This is a genomic window from Pedobacter sp. Leaf194 (genome assembly GCF_001423945.1).
Classification (GTDB): Bacteria; Bacteroidota; Bacteroidia; order Sphingobacteriales; family Sphingobacteriaceae; genus Pedobacter.
The window spans coordinates 225,846-244,062 of the sequence record NZ_LMPU01000008.1; the positions used below are offsets into that span (position 1 = coordinate 225,846).

An 18,217-nucleotide genomic window follows, 5' to 3' on the forward strand; every position below is an offset into this window, starting at 1 on the left:
GAACATTCTTGTAAGTGTTATCTTTGTTTAGTCCAACAAACCTTACTAATGGCTCCAAAATTTGTATTTTTCGATTCGAACACCTGGATTTATCTAGCAAATGGCTTTGATATCTTTTCTAACAACTATCTTGAATTGCATTTTAAAGTATTTGAGATACTTGAAAAACGGGTATCGGACGGTAGTTTGATAATCTTTACAAATGAAATCATCAAAGAGGAATGGGCCAGGCACCAAGACGATGCTGCAATACAAATTGGCCTAATTAAAAGCAAAGCAAAAAGCTACAAGGATCAATTGCGAACTATAGGAGCATTTATCGGGCAAAACAAAGAGCAAATTGATCTATTAACCAAAGCTGTAGATGAAGAAACAGAAAAGAAGATTGCATTGCACGTACGGCATATAGAACGGGTAAAAAAATTTATTGAGGAACGGACTGAGCCAATTGCAGTTTCGGATAAACATCGTATTGAAGCAACTCAAATGGCGCAACGCAAACAGGCACCGTTTCGGGGCGATAAATCAAATAGCATGTCAGATGCACTAATTTTACTTAGCATAACAGACTTTTTAGATACTTCAAAAAAGATTGAACATGCTGCTGTTCAGTATGCTTTGCAAGAAGATGGTGCTATCGAGTCATATTTTATAACTAGTAACTTTGGTGATTTTGCTGCTTTGCCCGACAAGCATACAATTCATCCTGATTTAGCTCCAATACTCGCAAGAAGTGGTACGGCTTATTATCCATCATTGGTGCCTCTAATTAACAACCTTGAAAAGGAATTCCTGACACAGGATGAGCTCCGTGCTATAGAAGCCGCTGATCGATCTATTCATTGTCAAGTTTGCGATTCAGAATATCCCTCTGTACAATTTTCTAATCCAACCAGATTGTTTGATCCATTCAAAGGAAATAACTCAAATGACCCAAGCCAATTGTTGCTTTTCAACGATATACCTGTGTATGATTCGGAAGAGCCATTTTCCGAAGTTGAAACAGCATACTGCGACCATTGTGGTGCAGATTTTATTACTTGCCCAAATTGTGACGAGATGGTACATATCAAAGAAAATGAAAAAACACAATGTACAGGTTGTCATTACAAATTTTTGCTGCATGTAGAGCGGGATCGCAAGGGTACTATACATGGCTATGAACATATAATCGTTCGCGATTTTACTTGCAATGACTGCGGTGAAGACTTCGACGAAGTTGATGAAAACGGTCTTTGTGAAACTTGTGCTGATTATAAAAACATCGCAGAAGCCCAATGAGTGTTCTGTCACAAAGTCTTACCCGATTTCTAATTCTATAGCCTCCTGAAGATTTTAACAATAGTTATGAAGTAATAATAGTGAATGTGTATGTCAGAAATTAAGTCAATCACGTTAAGACGATTTAATGCCTACTGTTACGTTCGCATTCCTTACCTACTTCTCTCGTTCCGAGAGATTGCATGGTTTGAAGCATTTGATACAAAAATGCTGGGTACAATTGTGATCGATGACGACGGCGAATTTAACTATATGATATTGGCGCGGGATAAGCGTAAAATTTTTAGAGCCTGGGACTTTGGTACATCTTACGAAACCAAAGAGGAAGCTGAAGCCGAAATGATGGCCGCATTCGATAAATATGAAAACGATGGACAAACGGTTTATGAGCAAGGTGATGAAAAGAAATTGCCTCAAGAGTTTTTAGTACCACAGGTTCCCGATGAGAAATTGCACCCGTATTACAAGATACTGGACACGCGTGGTCATGAAGGTGCTAAAAATCTAATCAACGAGATTATCTACAGCTTTGTAGATGTGGATGGTAATTATATTAAGGATTTTCAAACGACCGGCTTTGACGGCAGATTATGGGAATTATACCTTTACACTTATTTTTATTCTGCTGGATTCGACCTGAACAATAGCTATAAAGCCCCTGATTTTTTGGTGTCTTATTGGGGAAATGAATTTGCTATAGAGGCGGTTACCGTAAACAAAAGCGAACAATTTGACGAACCAAATCCTAGTAATTTAAAAGAAGCATTTTTACTGAGTTTAGATTACATGCCCATAAAATTCGGCAGCTCGCTCATCAGTAAACTTCGCAAACGGTATTGGGAGCAAGACCACGTTACAGGGAAGCCCTTAGTCATTGCTATACATGATTTTCATCAGTCGTCGACGATGGAGCAACTTGGATCGATGACCTGGTCGAGAAACTCTTTAATATACTATTTATACGGCATTAGGCCATCTTTTAAGACAAGCGAGAACGGGAATATTACATTGGGCATAATGGATACAAAAGATGGCATTAGCCAGGGTTTTGATCCAATAGAATGGCACGAATGGAAAGGTAAAAAAATTGAATCGGGCTTTTTTAATCTGCCGGATTCGGAAAATATAAGTGCAGTTTTATTTTCCAATAACGCCACACTTACTACTTTTAACCGGATGGGGCAGTTGGCTGGACTTGGCTCACCTGATACTAAAATGCTTAGAGCAATGGATGTTTTTAATGACGATCCTAACTCAATTACACCGCATCGCGTGATCAAGAATATTCAGGATGATGATTATGAAGAAGCCTGGGGTGATGGTTTAGTAATGTACCATAATATGAATGCGAAATATCCTGTCGATATCAACTGCTTTCAAGGCATCTCACATGTGTTTTTTGATAAGGATCGCCATATTGTTTATGGATATCCTGAACCTAATAACGTGCTTAATTCAATGACTATCGTTTTGATTCCGGAAAGCGGTTCGTAATTATTGTTAAACCGTGTTTCCCTAAACTGGCTCGATAAGGTCTATCCAAAAATGATATAATTCAATACCAGCCTGCTCTCCATCTGTATTAATTCGAGAGTGTTCAGAGAATAATTCTATAAAAACCGATACATTTAAATCATCACAATTGATTCTGTCATTAACCGTCCACAATCCTGTGGTATCAACTGCTGAAAGCTCATCAATCCAGCCGTTGATCTTTAGAAACCAGTGATTAAAATCCTCTTTTTGTACGTAACCTACTATTGCCGCATACTTAATTTTCGACCCATGTAGTTTCTTTTTAAACCTCTCAATCCCTCCTGAAACTTTTGCTCCCTCACCAGTAACATACTCTTTTTCCCTGCCGCTACCGGGAGTAGGTAAACGCTTCGCCTCAAATGAAAAAAAACTGTCGTCTTCTCCATATTCGCGATCCGAGATCACTATCTTTTCTTCGTCTGAAAGTGTGCCGAAATCCACTTTGGGGCTACGGCCACTTGTAAGTTCTTCTATAAATTCTGGCTGAAAACGAAAAGGGTGTTTTTTTGCCTCTTTATTTAGAAAACCACATAGTAATTGATTGGTGCTTTCTTCAGGCAACAACTTATGGTTCTTACCGTTCGAAGCAAACTTTAACAAATTTATCCTCAAAAAGTCAATAACGGCTTTGATAGAATCGTCGAGCTCGATGCCAAACGATATATTTCCGCTAATTGAGTTAATTGGATTTTCTGAAAGCATTAGAATCCTTGTTTTCTTAAGTCTGCAAATGTTTCATCAGCATCTCGTAATGCAACTGAAGGCAACCAATATCTAAGCTTTTTGGGCTTGATCAGATAGATAACATTACCTTCATACAACCTAATAACCCTAATGAGTCTTAGGTTTTTTCCTGCCACTTTATAAACTAGTTTTTCTATGTCAGCCTCCGCTTTTTCCTTGTCATCAAATTGGATAGTCGGTTTATTCTTAAAATAAAATGGGTAGCACACATAAGATTGAGTAATAAACGGCTCATAAGGCTCTAATGCTGGATAAATGGAACTCAAAACATCAGTGAAAACTCTGCCATATTCAGCTAATTGGACATCAGAGACATCGTTTACGGCTATTGTGGCATTCTCTCCATTCCTTCTAAATTCTAAAAGATAAGCCCAAAAATCATTTAAAATTATTTGTTCGTATTCATCCAACCTAAGCTCGTCTGAATCTTCAGGATATGGTAGCGTGTCCAAGTCTGTTTTCATTATGGCAGAGGACTTGTTTACCAAGTATTGCCCACTGGTTCCCGCTATGTAGAAAGGGTAAATATCTCTAGTTAAAATATTTTTTTCAAGATTTCGTAAATCCTCAACCTCTTCTGCCGAGGCATGAATGCCGACTATTCTGCTTTGAAAAGTTAAATCGTCCAACCTCAGTGCAACAGGAATTTTATCATTAGATATTATCTCTTTTATCAAAAGGTGCGGTGCTTTAAAAAGCAAGGGATTTCGATCCCTGTAGAATAGTTCCGTTTGAAGATTGTGAATTTTTGAATCATCAATCCCTGTTTCGGTAAATGCTTCTGCTGGGAGCGTTCTTTTTCCAGTTAAATGGGCAGCTCTTTTATATGCATTTTTGCCTCCTACCATAAATCCTTCTTCATAAATCCAGCCTCTTTTCTTTATGTAGGCATCTAAGGTATCGAGTTTTGACAGGCGAGTAATTAATTGATGAACTCTACTACCGCCCAAAAAATTTGATTTCCAAATCAATGAGTCATTAAGTGCAAGTTTACGAGGGACAAAATGAAAATCGTAAGTATCTAATTCAAAATAGATCTTTTCTTTATTGGTCTTCGTTCGCCTTACTGTGATATGTAGTAATCCTTTACCCCTTGGAGGTTCGTTCTTGACAAAGATTGCCGCAGTAGCAACATCGCCATTTTTACCAAAAAGTACCCTACTAATGTGAGTGAAATCAATTATCTGAGGTATGTTATATAGTCCGAATAGATGTTGACGGAAATAAAAGGAGTTATTATTATATAGAAAAGGCCCAGATGGTTCGATTAAGCATACCAGTTTACCCGGTTTACAAATATTAATAGCTTGTTCAAGAAAAAGTAAAGCAATTTGATTATCAGGAAGCTTTAGGTTAGGTTTTTCCTGTAGGGGATAATTGGTTTTCCTAAATTTCAACGCAATCTTTTCTACTTTTTTTGCTGGCTCTGTTAATTTAGCTTCGAAAGGAGGATTTCCGATAACCAAATCAAACTGATGCTCATTAATCTTCTTAGTCAATAAAAGGTTGAAAAAATCATCATGTAGCAGATTCTCTTGATCTAAGCTATCAAATTCTAAATTATCCCATATTTGAAGTGGTGTTAATTCGTCGCATAAAGCTAAACTCAAACTAAAAATTGACAGGTTTACCGCATCTTTATCCTTATCGCAACCAAATATGTTGTCCTTTAAAAGCGCTTTTAGTTTTGCTAAATTCGGACGATTCCAGTTATTAGCTTTTCTCCAGCGATATATTAACCTCCTATAAGCTCCCACCAAAAATACACCCGACCCACAAGCTGGGTCAAGTATCTTAAAATTGGTATTAAGGTCGGAAAAGGGCATTGATTCATCTAAAAGAAAATTAACCAAATAAGGAGGTGTATAAACAACGCCTGGCTTTTTTTCCAGAAATTCCTCATATATATTGCTAATCAGTTCAACAGGAAGATCATTGAATGAATATAGCCGCCAAAAAACAAATTGAACCCCTTGCAAATTACCTTCTAGAAATAACGAAAAACGTGTTAGGTCAGTATTTTTTAGCTCAGAGCGTTCTTCATCTGTTAAGCTAAATACTCCACCATGAAAATGACCTGCTAAATAGTCAAATAGTTCTAATGCTGCTCCTTTGGTTTTTAGGATATCTGAAAAGCATGTAGCTTCAGGGGCAAATTTTTCAAAGAAATTAGTATCATACTTTATTTTTACTTTTCGGCCATTGACAATTGACACCCTCTCTTCGTCTCTTTTTGGAAAAACTGAATTATTAAACTCATCCGTTCTTTCTTCCAGGTACTTTATCAAAATGGACATCACCATTAACTTCTTTGCAAAAGCCTCTGGCAAAATTTTGCGATCCACAATGTCTTTTAAAGCCTGCTTAAGCTCAGATAATAGTTTCTCATAAGCACTGTTACTAAATTCAAACTCCGAACTATAGGATGAATTTTCCCAAAAGGAACCGTTATCAAACGAACGGCCTGAAAATGCCTGAAATTTTTTAGAGTCTTCGGAATACTGATTGTTTATGGCATCGCTAATTCGTGAAGCCAGGCTAATCGTTGTTAGCGGCTTATAAATTAAATTATTGCCTTTGGCTGGCTTTTCAAAGCAATTGAATATCCTAACGTCTTGATTCGTGATGACAAAAAACATCGGCACAGAACCGGAGCTATAAAGTCTCTGATGTAGCAGGATAATGTCGTTTTCTACAACATCTTTTTGCTCGGTAAAATCATAAATATAGACTTGTGGTATAGATGGCCTGTCAGTAAATTTTCGGAAATAAATATAATCCACCTTATAGCCGGATGCATTTTCCAGCGCAATTATTTCTTCAATACTAAAAATTGAAGGATCTGTATCTTTAGCATTCTGAACACGTACCAAGCCAGTTGAATGATTTTCATCACCCAACATTTCTAGCTGCACCAAACTGTTTTTAAATACGTCGTTCATAAGCGCGCTAAAATACTAATTATTTTAGCAATTCTTTTAAATTTAAGCTAACTTATAAAAAATATGTCGTATTTTATGAGATTTAAGATAGTAGTAAACGATTTAGAAAACCAAGGGGACAATCCAAAATATTGTGACAGAAAAATAGCTTTCCGGGAATAAAATCAAGGAATGATTGCGTTTTTTACTCTTATTAAACCCCTTAACAAAAACATAACACCACCTAAGCCCGTCATTCGCTGATATTTATACAATTTCGCTTCTAAATGCTTATCTTGCAGCTGCAAAATTCATAATGGCTGACTTTATTGAGTATACAGACAACGAACTATTTGTCCTGGTTACCCAGGACAATGAATTTGCATTCAATACCCTTTTACGGGCGAATGCAGTTTCCTCAGAAACGCGCTATAATTGAGACAATTACGGATTATATAACTGTCGGAAATGACATGATTAGTGCAGGAATTTCCCAACTTTCTTTATCCTCAAAACTAACAAAGCAACAGGATTTCACCGGTGTGTTGATGCTCCTGACACCGAAGTGTTATTGTTCGCAGTAGGTAGTGTTTGGTTCTTTTGGATATCTGAGATTTTTCTCCTAGCCATTCTTCCAATAACTTTACGAAAACGTCAATATTTTTAAGCCTTTTCAATGCAGTAAGTGCCACACGGGCAGATATAAAAAGAAGTCTTCCTATAGTGAAATACATTGCGCGGGAAAATGTTTCTAAATCAAGGTTGCAGATCATTGGAAATTCTTTTGTGGGGCTATTCACGAACTAAACAGTTATGGAAGGAGAACTGCCGTACATGACACACAAATGCTTCGAAATCTAGTAGCATGCTGACCTCTTATAGGATTTTGTAAAGGCTTGCGAATCTTCCTTGAAGCTAATGGCAATTATAATAACGAAAGTTTTTGTGTCAGGCAGTTGCTTTAAAATTTGTCATGATTATCATCTGCTGCTGCCACTTAAGGATATATCGGCAAAGATTGCCGCGATAATAAAAAAACTAGTCGGAATTGATCTGGTCTAATAGAGTAAAAGATTCTAAGTCTTCTAGTCTCATGTCAATCACATCCACAAACATGTATTTATCAAGATATTTCAAGAAATCCCTTAACATCAAAATACGCTTCGTTACCTATTTGTTACTATCTTTCTATTTCAATTATAAGCTTTAACCCTTGTAACAACTTAATCTGCTGAACCATCCCAAAAAACGAAGGATTTTTGCAAGTAATATTTATTCGCGGAACTCTTTCAAGTCAATCCTAACAAATTCACATAACTAAGCAATAAACATTTACGACTAGTATTATGGTAATACAATTGAGATTATTTTATCACTTTTTGAGACTTTTCGAAATTTACCACATCTTCGCAATCATCATAAAAGTTCGACAAGTTGCCGCTCGACTCTAGGGAAAGGACGGTATTTTCAGTGCAAATTTTGTGCAGTGCTTTGGGTGATTTGAAACCAACCTACAATCCAAGGACAACTTATTAGATTATTCCTGTAACGGATGTGTTTACCAACTGCTTAAAGGAAGCAAGCGAAGGCTGTACTTTCTCTGTTTATGGTGCGACTAGAAATTACAGAAAAACCTCATACACTAAGTGGTTTAATGTAATATATTTTGTGTAACTGTTTATTGTAATACATTCAGCGCATCTAAAAATAATTGTGAATGATATTTGTCAAATTACACATAAACCTTCGTTTTTTTGTAATCCAAATTATCAAAAACTCATCATCAAAAACTAAAATTCTGATTTGAATAATGGAATGGGTTTATGATAATCAGCAAAAAGAAAAAGAGATATTTAATGCTTATCTGGAACGGTTTACTTTGCTTAAAGGCATCGGCATTTGCTCACAATCGATTATGAGATAATGAGGGAATAATGAAAATAAAATGAATGGAATAAATTTGCCTATTTATAAAAATGAAAGGGCAACTAGAATGCTGCCCTTAATCAATTAATGCTCACGGTGATTGGCATCTTAAGCAGCTACTCCTGTCATTCTTCTGCATTCTTCCGCACAAGCCTTACAAGCATCTGCACATTCCTGACAATGCTGGGTATGATGATTACTACACTCATCTCCGCATTGCTGGCAAATATCTGCGCAAATACGGCAAATGTCTTGAGCAAAAGAGCTACCCATACTCATCAATTGAGCGGCAGAGTAGCAGATGGCTGCACATTGCATATCAAGCTCAATACACCGCGCCATCATTTTCACGTCTTCTTCCTGAGTGCATGAACTTGCACAATGATTGCAAATTGAAGCACACTTTAAGCATGCATCAATACAGTTTTTCCATTCATGGTATCCCATAACTTTAATTTTTTAGGGTTATAAAAAAAATTCCTATATAGATAACATGTTTATTTCCAGGCGGTTTCATTTTGTTTAAGAAAAGCTTTAATCCCGTGATATGATGCTTGTTTAAACGGTAGAAGAATAAGAAACTGGTTCTCGTATTCAAATAAGGAGGAATAGTGATAAATTAAATTCTCAACACCTACTTTAAGATTTTGCACATCATTTTATTAGTATTATATTTGCAATACGGAAATGGTGTCCTTCCGATTCAACCGCTTTTTTCAAAAGCTGATGGCGCCTACAATAGAAATTCCAGCAGGTAATAAAATCTGCCGGTCAAAGTATTGTAGGTGAAAAAATTAAAAATAAATTCTCAACTCTTATTGCTGGCAGCTATCTTAATTGCGCTTGTCTTACTTTGTCTGTCTGCCAAAGTGAGATCAGTGTTAGCAATGGTCCTGCCGGTTGAAACTGAATGGTTCTTGTGGATAAATCAGCACCATAATGCATTCTGGGATACGATCATGTACTGGGCCAGTGATAAGCGTTTTTGGCTTCCTTTTTATGCCTTCATTATTTATTGCCTCTTCCAGAATTTCTGCAAAAAAATTTGGCAGGTTCTTATTACCATTGCGCTACTAGTTGCTAGTGCAGATCAGATTGCTTCAGGACTGATTAAAAACACCGTTAAGCGTCTACGCCCTTCCCATGAACCGAATCTAACTACGATCATTCATTTAAGTAAAGCAGGTGCGGGTGGGATGTATGGATGGCCATCCGCTCTTTCATCACCTATCTTCAAAAGCATTCTTTCCGCTGGTTCGGCATTTACCGGATCATTGCCGGAGCAACGGTTCTTGTACTCATTTACTTTGGAATTATTCAATAACGGAAAATTAACATAAAACTATGTGGTGGATCTACGCGCTATTATCAGCTTTCTTTGCTTCCCTTACGGCCATCTTTGCAAAAGTCGGCGTAACCAATGTCAATTCTGATTTGGCTACTGCCATACGAACGGTGGTAATACTGATTGTAGCCTGGGGGATCGTAATGGCCAGAGGCGAACTTAAAGGAATTACGGAACTGTCAAAGCATAACCTGCTATTTCTTTTTTTATCTGGCCTTGCCACCGGCTTGTCCTGGATATTCTACTACAAGGCTTTGCAGATCGGGAAAGTGTCCCAGGTCGCCCCTGTTGATAAGTTGAGTGTTGCCCTAACTATTATACTTGCAATGGTGTTCCTGAAAGAAGCTCTTACCCTGAAAGTATTCTTTGGTGCCCTACTGATCATTGGGGGAACACTGGTTTTGATCTTTTGAGAAACTCAATTATTTGTAAGCAACCGAAATACTAAAAATCAATATAAAACAAAAAACTATGAAATTAACTAAAATTCATGCCCGTGAAATTTTGGATTCCAGGGGCAATCCGACAGTAGAAGTAGAAGTCACTCTTAACGGAACAACAGCAAGGGGTATTTCTCCATCCGGGGCAAGTACGGGTGAAAAAGAAGCCGTAGAGCTTAGAGATGGTGATCCAGAGCGCTATAATGGTAAAGGCGTGGAAAAAGCAGTAAAAGGGATTAACGTCGAAGTCGGCAAATCAGTCACCGGCTTATCCTTTGAGGGTCAGCAGGCCTTCGATGATCATATAATTGGTCTGGATGGAACCGAGAATAAATCAAGGCTCGGCGCAAATGCGATGCTTGCGGCCTCAATCGCCTTCGCCCGGGCTTCGGCCGTTGCAAAAGGGATTCCCTTGTATAGGCAGCTAGTGGAAAGGGAAGGTTACGTAATGCCCGTACCGTGCATGAATGTCATTAATGGGGGAAGGCATTCTGATAACAACATCGATTTTCAGGAATTTATGATTGCCCCTCATAACGCCCCCTCGTTTAAGGAAAGTATCCGTATGGGCGAAGCTGTTTTTCATTCCTTGAGAAGTCTGCTAAAAGCGAAAGGCTATTATACCGGAGTTGGTGACGAAGGTGGGTTTGCGCCAAATCTGAGTTCTAATGAGGAAGCCGTCCAAATCATCATGGAAGCGATACATATTGCCGGTTTTGCTCCAGGCAAGGATATTTCCCTTTGTCTTGACCCAGCGACCAGCGAAATGTGGAATAATGGAAAATATGAATTTTATAAAAGTTCTAAAGAACGGATCACAACAGATGAAATGATTGGCTTTTGGGAAGGATGGTTAAAAGAGTACCCAATTATCCTGTTGGAAGACGGGTTGGGCGAAAACGATTGGGAGGGATGGAAAAAGCTGACCAGCCTTTTGGGAGACAAAGTGGAATTGGTTGGAGATGATATATTCTGCACCAACCCGAGTATTATCCAGCAGGGAATCGACCAGGGCATTGCAAACAGCGTACTGATTAAATTGAACCAGATCGGTACAGTTTCCGAAACGCTAAAGGCCGTAGAACTAGCCCAAAAAAACGGTTACAATTGCTTTATTTCTCACCGCAGTGGTGAAACTGAAGACACGACAATTGCGGATCTGGTTGTCGCTACCGGTGCGGGGCACATCAAAACAGGAAGTGGCTGCCGCTCTGAAAGGGTATCTAAATTTAACCAGTTGCTTCGGATAGAAGAAGAACTTGGTGATAGGGCATCATTTGCAGGAATCAATACTTTTTATAAAAAATTATAAATCAGCCGCTAACCTACAATGAAACATAATAAATTTTTATTTGAACACCTTTCGGTTTTTAAATATGCGGTTCGATGGACGCTGCTTATACTTCCTGTTGCCATTGCAATAGGAAGTATGGTTGCCTTGTTCCTTTGGCTGCTAGGCTGGGCCATTCACTTTCGCTTTCAGCATACCTGTCTCATTTTTCTGCTACCTTTAGCAGGTATTGTGATCCACCTGATTTATCAGTCAGTTGGTAGGTCCTCAGAAAAAGGAAATAACCTGATCATGGATGAAATCCATAGGCCGGGTGGTGGAGTGCCCAGGCAGATGGCGCCAGTAATCTTAATAACTACAGTGATTACCCATTTGTTTGGCGGATCGGCTGGAAGAGAGGGAACCGCGGTACAAATCGGAGGAAGCATCGCAGGAATGTTTAGCCGCTGGTTTAAGCTAAATGAGGTAGACACCAAGATGCTCCTTACCGCGGGAATTGCAGCCGGGTTTGGGGCGGTGTTCGGAACACCGCTCACCGGTGCCATATTTGCAATGGAAGTTCTGGCCATTGGAAGAATAGAGTACAAGGCTTTACTTCCCGCATTAATTGCCAGCGTGCTTGGTGATCTTACTGTCTCTGCCTGGGGCATCCATCATACCGCTTATCACATCGATCTCATAGAGAAAAGTGCCTACTTTCTATCTGAATACCTGCCGGTAAACCTACTCCTGCTTAGTAAGGTTATTCTAGCATCCACATTGTTTGGTCTGGCCAGCTACCTGTTTGCTGTAATGGTGCATGAGATCAAGGCCTTTTTTTCTAAAGTATGTAAGATCCAGTGGCTTATTCCTGTTATCGGTGGTCTGATTATTATAGGCTTGACTTACGCCATCGGGAAACCGGATTACTTAAGTTTGGGCGTGGATAGCGAATACCAAGGAGCCGTTACAATTCCCTCTGCTTTTCAGCCTGGTGGAGCAGATACTTGGAGCTGGTTATGGAAGACCATTTACACAACTTTAACATTAGGAACTGGATTTAAAGGTGGTGAGGTAACGCCTTTGTTTTATATTGGCGCAACATTAGGCAATGCACTTTCGACCTTATTAAATGCTCCAGTTAGTTTGTTTGCTGCCCTTGGATTTATTGCTGTTTTTGCTGGTGCAACGAATACACCCCTTGCCTGTACGATTATGGGTATAGAACTTTTTGGTAGTGAATACACCATGTTTTTTGCGGTAGCCTGTTTTACAGCCTATTTTTTCAGTGGCCATTCAGGTATATATTCTTCACAGCGTATTGCGGTACCCAAAATATTTACGGGAACATAAAATATTGACTTATCCTGTTCCTGTGGATTATCATAAAGAGGTGAAATTTTTATAAGATCCTTGACCAATGCAATCAGCAATTTATATCAAAAAACAACGCTATATCGACCGCTTTCCTTCCTCTCTTTTCTAAAGCATCAAGTACAGATGATTTAACTGCCTATGTTGTTTTAATAAGGTAGAGCAGTAAAAGTATACTAGCTATGAAAACTAAAGCGGTTAAAACTTTAACAAAAAGTGTTGAATGGTAATACACCCCCTGATTCAATTGTTCTTTCGTTGAATTATATCTTAAGTAAGAACAAATGATAGTAATTGCTCCCAGGGCAACTAGAAAAATCCCGATAATGCGGGAATCTCCGGTTTGGTGCAGGGGCACTTTACTCCCCAGTGCGGCACTGATCTGCTTGATAAATAGCGAGAATTTCATCACCACGAAGCCAAATCCCATGATACCAATACTGGTTCTGATCCAGGCCAAAAATGTTCTTTCATTAGCCAAATGGTCTCCTGCATGCTGTTTGGTGTTTTCCTGATCTTGAATTTTCATCTTGTTCTGTATCGGTATATTACAGCAATATATTTGCATGTTATGTCAATATCGATGCCAGTTTGGAGATGATAACCCTGGTATCCCGGATGCAAGTAAGCCTGTTTGATTCAGTGCCGGCAGGATAGCAGGTAACTGCAATTTCTTCGATAAACGATAAGCCTGATAGGTCAATAGATTCTTTAACCTCTTGTTCAATGCTTTTCATTAGGATCATGATTAATCGGGGTTGATATGTTCTGATTTTATGAGCTAATTGCTCTATTCCCCCCTGCCTCTGGTTTTTTCTGATTTTAACTGACGATTTATCAATAGGTGTACAAGTTAGATGTTCCAAAAAGCATCCCGTGCCTTTAAAGAACTGCAAAAAATCTTCTACAGATTTAAAATCGCCAAATACCTCACTAAATGCAAGATAAATTGTTCGAAACAGATTAGTATTTCCCAGGTAAAAATGTTTATCGTCACCTCCAGGAGCTTCAGAAACAAAGAGCAGCAGCACTTTAGCTGGCTGATATTGCCTCGAAATTTCGGTAACACTATACATTATAGTTGTAGCTTTTAGCGAAGCGCATAAATAGTTCCGCCAGAGCGTCCTGCTGACCATGAAGCTGAATGAAATGAAACGGCCTTTCGATAACCATATCCTTGATATCTATGATGCGGCATTCATTATTCTTGAGCTCTTTCAATATGGAGTGGATAGATAAAAAAGCCAGGCATTTGCTGTGAATCAAATAGGATTTAATGCTTTCGGTACTACCTAACTGCATTTCTATATTTAAGTCCCCCACCTTTATCTGGTGTGCTTTTAAAGCATATGCAATAACATCTAGTGTACCAGAACCAGGTTCACGAAGTAATAAATCATAATCCTTCAACTCATTCGGTTTGATCATTTCCTTTTTCATGGCATAATTGTGACCAGAACACACCAGCACCAGCTCGTCTTTTAGATATTGTTCGTATTTAATCTGTGGGTTCCGGGAGATGCCTTCAATGATTCCAAAATCTATTTCCTTAGCAATCAAACGCTGCTCTACATCTTCTGTGTTTCCGGTAACCAGTTGAATTTGTATATCCTTAAACTTATTGTGAAACTGTGCCAATACAGGTGGAATGATATATTGTGCCACAGTACTGCTGGCACCAATCCTCAATATTCCTTTATGCTGTTTAGTAAGTAGATTCATATCATATTCCAGTTCCCGGTAAGTTCCAAAAATCTGTTCTGCGTAATGCAACAATAATTCGCCGGCTGGGGTGAGGCTGATTTTTTTGTTTCCACTGCGTTCAAATAATGACATTTTGAACTCCTGCTCTAATTCTTTAATGTGTTTGGTTACAGCAGGCTGACTGATAAATAACTCTGCCGAGGCCTTTGTAAAATTCAGCCTTTTAGCGACAGCATAAAATACTTGTAAACGGAAATCTATCATACACGGTTTTAGTAGATAACCTAAGATACAAACAATTTGTTTCAACGGGTACTGACATCATAACCTTACGTTATCATCAATAACTTTTTATGCTTTTTCTGATGAGTAGAATAAATGCACATTTGTAACAGAAAAATATTGGTTATGAATAAGGAATCAACAGAAAAAGAAATCAGACAAGCACTTATATATACAGCCAGGACAACGGCTATCATTGCGTTTCTATTTGTTGCTTGTGGAACCATTTTCATCTGCACTTTATTTTTTAATGGGCAGCCAGATGTAGTGACAGCAAAAACCAAACAGGATGTGGAAACCGGTATAGCTGCTGTTAACGTCAAAAGCCAGGTTGTACCTGCTGATGCCTGGAAAGCGCCTGATGAAAATACGATTCCGGCGGACACCAAGTACGGCCAGATGATCAGGTATGGCAAAGAATTAATAGCACATACGAGCAAATATTTTGGGCCAAATGGATCCATAGCCCGTATTACAAATGGTATGAATTGTCAGAATTGTCACCTCGAGGGTGGAACCAAACTGTTCGGAAATAATTATGCTGGTTTTATTTCCAGTTTTCCTAAAATGAGTGGCAGATCAGGAAAGGTTGAACCTGCATCGGCACGTATTGCAGAGTGCTTCAATCGAAGTCTTGCAGGCAAAGTACCAGACGAATCTAGTAAAGAGATACAGGCAATGCTGGCTTATATGAAATGGCTTGGAACAGGTGTAAAAAAAGGGGAGAAAGTGTTTGGAACGGGAACCGAAAAATTAAAATTCCTGGATAGGGCAGCGAATGTCAAACATGGAGCGATTTTATATACCAGTAAATGTCAAAGTTGTCATGGTGCAAATGGTGAGGGAATACTCGATGAAGACAAACTAACTTATGTTTATCCGCCATTATGGGGCAAACACAGCTACAATGATGGCGCAGGGATGTATAGACTCAGTAACTTTGCGGGGTTCGTAAAGAACAATATGCCATATGGTGCCAGATATGGAGATGCGCAGTTAAGTGATGAGGAGGCCTGGGATCTCGCTGCTTTTGTGAACTCACAGCCAAGACCACATAAAGATCAGGGAAAAGATTACCCTGATTTGTTAAAAAAACCTTTTGATGCGCCATACGGACCATATGCCGACAAATTTTCTGAAAATCAACATAAGTATGGTCCATTTGCACCAATTGTAACCTCCGAAAAACAAGTAAAACTAACAACTAAATAAATCATCAAAATCTAAAATCATGAAAAAAATAACCTTAATCTGTACATTATTTTTGCTGATCGCAGCAACCTCGGCCACTTTTGCCCAAGCTACACCTGCTAATTTTACAGGGGCAAAAGCCACCCTGAAAAATTATAAGGCACTGTATGTAATCAATAACGGTGATGAGAAAAAGATTGCAGGAACACTTCGAAACCTAAAAAATGCACTCGACGATCCCAGGTTAAAAGGGAAAATCAATGCAGAACTTATTGCCTTTGGAGATGGCGTAGCTGTTTACCAGAAGAACGGATCTTTTGAAAAAACATTGTTAGAACTGCAATCCAGAGGAGTAATTCTTGCACAATGTGAAAATACCGTCAGAGAAAGGAAAATCGAAAAAAATACCTTATTTGATTTTATCAGTTATGTACCCAGCGGCAATGGTGAAATCATCATCCGTCAATATCAGGGATGGGCAGTTGTACATCCTTAAACCAAATAATTAGAAAATCATGAAATATATAAATCACACCTTTTTAGCCACAGTTGCATTTTTATTGCTTTGTGGAAATGTTAAGGCCCAGGATCATCGCTTTGATCCGCCCTGGAATACTCCACCTGAAAGTAAAGTTCAGTTCACAGTACCTGGAGTAGACAATGTGCCTGATCTTTTTGGAGACATTAATGATCCCCAACTGGTGGTTTTCTTTGCCGGTAACCAGTTTATGTGCATTGACGAATTAATTGCAGCCTTTAAAAAGTCATATCCACATTATCAGCGGGTATTTGCCGAAACGCTTCCCCCAGGCATTTTAGCCCAACAAATAAAAACCGGTAGCATTGTGGTGGGCAACATGAGAATTACCTTAAAGCCGGATGTTTATACAGCTGGTAAGAACCGGATAGACATGACCCCTGAATGGTTTAGCAAAACGACTTTATATGCTAGAAACAGGTTGGCAATCATGGTCCAAAAGGGAAATCCGAAGGCATTGAAGTCACTCAAAGATTTAGCAAATAAAGAGCTGAGGATCAGTATGCCCAATCCAGAGAATGAAGGGATCGGTAAACGTATTGAAGAAGCCTATGTGAAAGCTGGAGGGGAAACATTAAAATCTACCATCATGGAAGATAAAGTTAAAGATAAGACTACTTATCTTACCATGATCCATCATCGCCAATCACCAATGAGGATCCTATACAACGAAAGTGACGCCGCTCCAGTATGGTATACTGAGGCCTACTATCAGAAAATGATTGGCCATCCTGTTGAGCTCATTGAAATTCCTGAAAAAGAGAATATCCATGCGCAATATATAGCGGGACAGTTAAAAGATGCGCCACATCCGGCCGCTGCAAAAGATTTTATGGATTTTTTGATCAGTCCGCAGGCTGCTGCCATCTACAAAAAGTTTGGTTTTGATTTACCTTAAACATAAACACAATGAAAAATATATTTTTAACCATATTGTCAGTCGTTGCTGTAGTGACCATTGGGAATGCACAAATCCCAAACGATACTTTATATGTCTATGGTCCCGGTGGGCCGCTCGGACCGATCAATGAATGTGCGAAGGTTTTTGGAAAGCAGCATGATATCGTAATTAAAGTCACTGCCGGGCCAGATAATGAATGGATGCCGGATGCAATGAAACATGCAGATCTGTTCTTTGGAGGAGCAGAATACATGCTTTCAAAATTCATGTCTGACCACCCAAACATGATAGTGGCGAACTCTCGGACAGAGTTATATAAACGTGCGGCAGCGATCCTGGTACGGCCCGGCAATCCTAAAAACATCAAAAATCTGGGCGATCTCTGTAAACCAGGTGTGAAAATTCTTGATGTGAATGGGGCTGGGCAAATGGGGCTTTGGGAAGATTTGGCAGGTCGACAAGATCTGATTGCAAACATACAGCAGCGTATAGCAGGTACATTTGCAAATTCGGCATTGGGTATTGCTGCATGGAAAAATGATCCTCAATATGATGCCTGGATAACATTTGGCTCCTGGCATAACCGTTTACCAGACCTCACCTCAATGGTTAGGATTCCTGTTACACAAACAGTCTATAGAGGTACACCTGTAGTGAGGGGTAGCACTGGTACGCATAAGTCGGAAACTGAGGATTTTATCAAGTTTATGCAATCCGATAAAGGACATCTCATTTTCAAAAAATGGGGTTGGGAATAAATAATG

16 protein-coding genes and 1 riboswitch are annotated in these 18,217 nt (G+C 39.0%); of the genes, 10 read left to right on the top strand and 6 right to left on the bottom strand.

What is annotated here, in order from left to right:
* Positions 1-48: 48 nt before the first annotated feature.
* On the top strand, positions 49-1,281 hold the full coding sequence (locus ASG14_RS08635; RefSeq protein WP_056870672.1) for a PIN domain-containing protein: 1,233 nt from the start codon (positions 49-51) through the stop codon (positions 1,279-1,281).
* 90 nt (positions 1,282-1,371) lie between these two features.
* Positions 1,372-2,775: a hypothetical protein gene (locus ASG14_RS08640; RefSeq protein WP_157274882.1), complete on the top strand. Its 1,404-nt coding sequence runs from the start codon at positions 1,372-1,374 to the stop codon at positions 2,773-2,775.
* Positions 2,776-2,796: 21 nt separating this feature from the next.
* Here the strand turns inward: ASG14_RS08640 and ASG14_RS08645 are convergent, their stop codons facing one another.
* The 3 genes from ASG14_RS08645 to ASG14_RS20685 form a co-directional block, all read right to left on the bottom strand.
* Positions 2,797-3,519: a hypothetical protein gene (locus ASG14_RS08645; protein WP_056870674.1), complete on the bottom strand. Its 723-nt coding sequence runs from the start codon at positions 3,517-3,519 to the stop codon at positions 2,797-2,799.
* Positions 3,519-6,503, bottom strand: coding sequence for a class I SAM-dependent DNA methyltransferase (locus ASG14_RS08650; RefSeq protein WP_056870675.1), 2,985 nt, complete (start codon positions 6,501-6,503; stop codon positions 3,519-3,521). Before ASG14_RS08650 ends, ASG14_RS08645 begins: the two co-directional genes overlap by 1 nt.
* Before the next feature lie 2,013 nt (positions 6,504-8,516).
* Positions 8,517-8,855 (bottom strand): four-helix bundle copper-binding protein, encoded by a 339-nt coding sequence (locus ASG14_RS20685; RefSeq protein ID WP_008245450.1) that lies wholly within the window; start codon positions 8,853-8,855, stop codon positions 8,517-8,519.
* A 227-nt stretch (positions 8,856-9,082) separates the two neighbouring features.
* A riboswitch (Fluoride riboswitch) is annotated at positions 9,083-9,151 on the top strand.
* A gap of 42 nt (positions 9,152-9,193) precedes the next feature.
* Here ASG14_RS20685 and ASG14_RS08660 point away from each other — a divergent pair.
* From ASG14_RS08660 to ASG14_RS08675, 4 genes are read left to right on the top strand one after another with little or no spacing between them, the layout of a single operon-like run.
* A complete protein-coding gene (locus ASG14_RS08660) occupies positions 9,194-9,748 on the top strand; it encodes a hypothetical protein (RefSeq protein WP_124910972.1) in 555 nt (184 codons plus the stop codon).
* 4 nt (positions 9,749-9,752) lie between these two features.
* Positions 9,753-10,166, top strand: a complete 414-nt coding sequence (locus ASG14_RS08665) for an EamA family transporter (protein ID WP_008245453.1) — start codon at positions 9,753-9,755, stop codon at positions 10,164-10,166.
* Between the two features lie 58 nt (positions 10,167-10,224).
* Positions 10,225-11,505, top strand: coding sequence for a phosphopyruvate hydratase (gene eno, locus ASG14_RS08670; protein WP_008245454.1), 1,281 nt, complete (start codon positions 10,225-10,227; stop codon positions 11,503-11,505).
* An 18-nt stretch (positions 11,506-11,523) separates the two neighbouring features.
* Entirely contained in the window at positions 11,524-12,816 is a 1,293-nt protein-coding gene (locus ASG14_RS08675; RefSeq protein WP_008245455.1) for a voltage-gated chloride channel family protein, read from the top strand.
* 160 nt (positions 12,817-12,976) lie between these two features.
* On the opposite strand, the gene ASG14_RS08680 is transcribed toward ASG14_RS08675, so the two are convergent.
* The 3 genes from ASG14_RS08680 to ASG14_RS08690 are packed head-to-tail and all read right to left on the bottom strand — an operon-like array spanning position 12,977 to position 14,805.
* Positions 12,977-13,366, bottom strand: a complete 390-nt coding sequence (locus ASG14_RS08680; protein WP_008245456.1) for a YidH family protein — start codon at positions 13,364-13,366, stop codon at positions 12,977-12,979.
* 40 nt (positions 13,367-13,406) lie between these two features.
* Positions 13,407-13,913 (bottom strand): hypothetical protein, encoded by a 507-nt coding sequence (locus ASG14_RS08685; protein WP_056095394.1) that lies wholly within the window; start codon positions 13,911-13,913, stop codon positions 13,407-13,409.
* Positions 13,906-14,805 (bottom strand): LysR family transcriptional regulator, encoded by a 900-nt coding sequence (locus ASG14_RS08690; protein WP_056095397.1) that lies wholly within the window; start codon positions 14,803-14,805, stop codon positions 13,906-13,908. The genes ASG14_RS08685 and ASG14_RS08690 overlap by 8 nt, the downstream gene beginning before the upstream one ends.
* Before the next feature lie 144 nt (positions 14,806-14,949).
* Between ASG14_RS08690 and ASG14_RS08695 the strand changes: the two genes are divergently transcribed.
* From ASG14_RS08695 to ASG14_RS08710, 4 genes are read left to right on the top strand one after another with little or no spacing between them, the layout of a single operon-like run.
* Entirely contained in the window at positions 14,950-16,035 is a 1,086-nt protein-coding gene (locus ASG14_RS08695; RefSeq protein WP_082491480.1) for a c-type cytochrome, read from the top strand.
* A 19-nt stretch (positions 16,036-16,054) separates the two neighbouring features.
* Complete coding sequence (locus ASG14_RS08700; RefSeq protein ID WP_008245470.1) at positions 16,055-16,510, top strand: DsrE family protein; 456 nt, start codon at positions 16,055-16,057, stop codon at positions 16,508-16,510.
* Between the two features lie 19 nt (positions 16,511-16,529).
* On the top strand, positions 16,530-17,450 hold the full coding sequence (locus tag ASG14_RS08705; RefSeq protein WP_056870676.1) for a substrate-binding domain-containing protein: 921 nt from the start codon (positions 16,530-16,532) through the stop codon (positions 17,448-17,450).
* An 11-nt stretch (positions 17,451-17,461) separates the two neighbouring features.
* On the top strand, positions 17,462-18,211 hold the full coding sequence (locus ASG14_RS08710) for a substrate-binding domain-containing protein (RefSeq protein WP_008245473.1): 750 nt from the start codon (positions 17,462-17,464) through the stop codon (positions 18,209-18,211).
* Positions 18,212-18,217 lie beyond the last annotated feature (6 nt).

Excerpts from the sequence above, each read along its gene's own strand:
- ASG14_RS08705 (WP_056870676.1), top strand. The coding sequence starts at position 16,530 with ATGAAATATATAAATCACACCTTTTTAGCCACAGTTGCATTTTTATTG.
- ASG14_RS08690 (WP_056095397.1), bottom strand. The coding sequence starts at position 14,805 with ATGATAGATTTCCGTTTACAAGTATTTTATGCTGTCGCTAAAAGGCTG.
- ASG14_RS08685 (WP_056095394.1), bottom strand. The coding sequence starts at position 13,913 with ATGTATAGTGTTACCGAAATTTCGAGGCAATATCAGCCAGCTAAAGTG.
- ASG14_RS08645 (WP_056870674.1), bottom strand. The coding sequence starts at position 3,519 with ATGCTTTCAGAAAATCCAATTAACTCAATTAGCGGAAATATATCGTTT.
- ASG14_RS08700 (WP_008245470.1), top strand. The coding sequence starts at position 16,055 with ATGAAAAAAATAACCTTAATCTGTACATTATTTTTGCTGATCGCAGCA.
- ASG14_RS08680 (WP_008245456.1), bottom strand. The coding sequence starts at position 13,366 with ATGAAAATTCAAGATCAGGAAAACACCAAACAGCATGCAGGAGACCAT.
- ASG14_RS08665 (WP_008245453.1), top strand. The coding sequence starts at position 9,753 with ATGTGGTGGATCTACGCGCTATTATCAGCTTTCTTTGCTTCCCTTACG.
- ASG14_RS08650 (WP_056870675.1), bottom strand. The coding sequence starts at position 6,503 with ATGAACGACGTATTTAAAAACAGTTTGGTGCAGCTAGAAATGTTGGGT.
- ASG14_RS08710 (WP_008245473.1), top strand. The coding sequence starts at position 17,462 with ATGAAAAATATATTTTTAACCATATTGTCAGTCGTTGCTGTAGTGACC.
- ASG14_RS08635 (WP_056870672.1), top strand. The coding sequence starts at position 49 with ATGGCTCCAAAATTTGTATTTTTCGATTCGAACACCTGGATTTATCTA.
- ASG14_RS08695 (WP_082491480.1), top strand. The coding sequence starts at position 14,950 with ATGAATAAGGAATCAACAGAAAAAGAAATCAGACAAGCACTTATATAT.
- ASG14_RS20685 (WP_008245450.1), bottom strand. The coding sequence starts at position 8,855 with ATGGGATACCATGAATGGAAAAACTGTATTGATGCATGCTTAAAGTGT.
- eno (WP_008245454.1), top strand. The coding sequence starts at position 10,225 with ATGAAATTAACTAAAATTCATGCCCGTGAAATTTTGGATTCCAGGGGC.
- ASG14_RS08640 (WP_157274882.1), top strand. The coding sequence starts at position 1,372 with ATGTCAGAAATTAAGTCAATCACGTTAAGACGATTTAATGCCTACTGT.
- ASG14_RS08675 (WP_008245455.1), top strand. The coding sequence starts at position 11,524 with ATGAAACATAATAAATTTTTATTTGAACACCTTTCGGTTTTTAAATAT.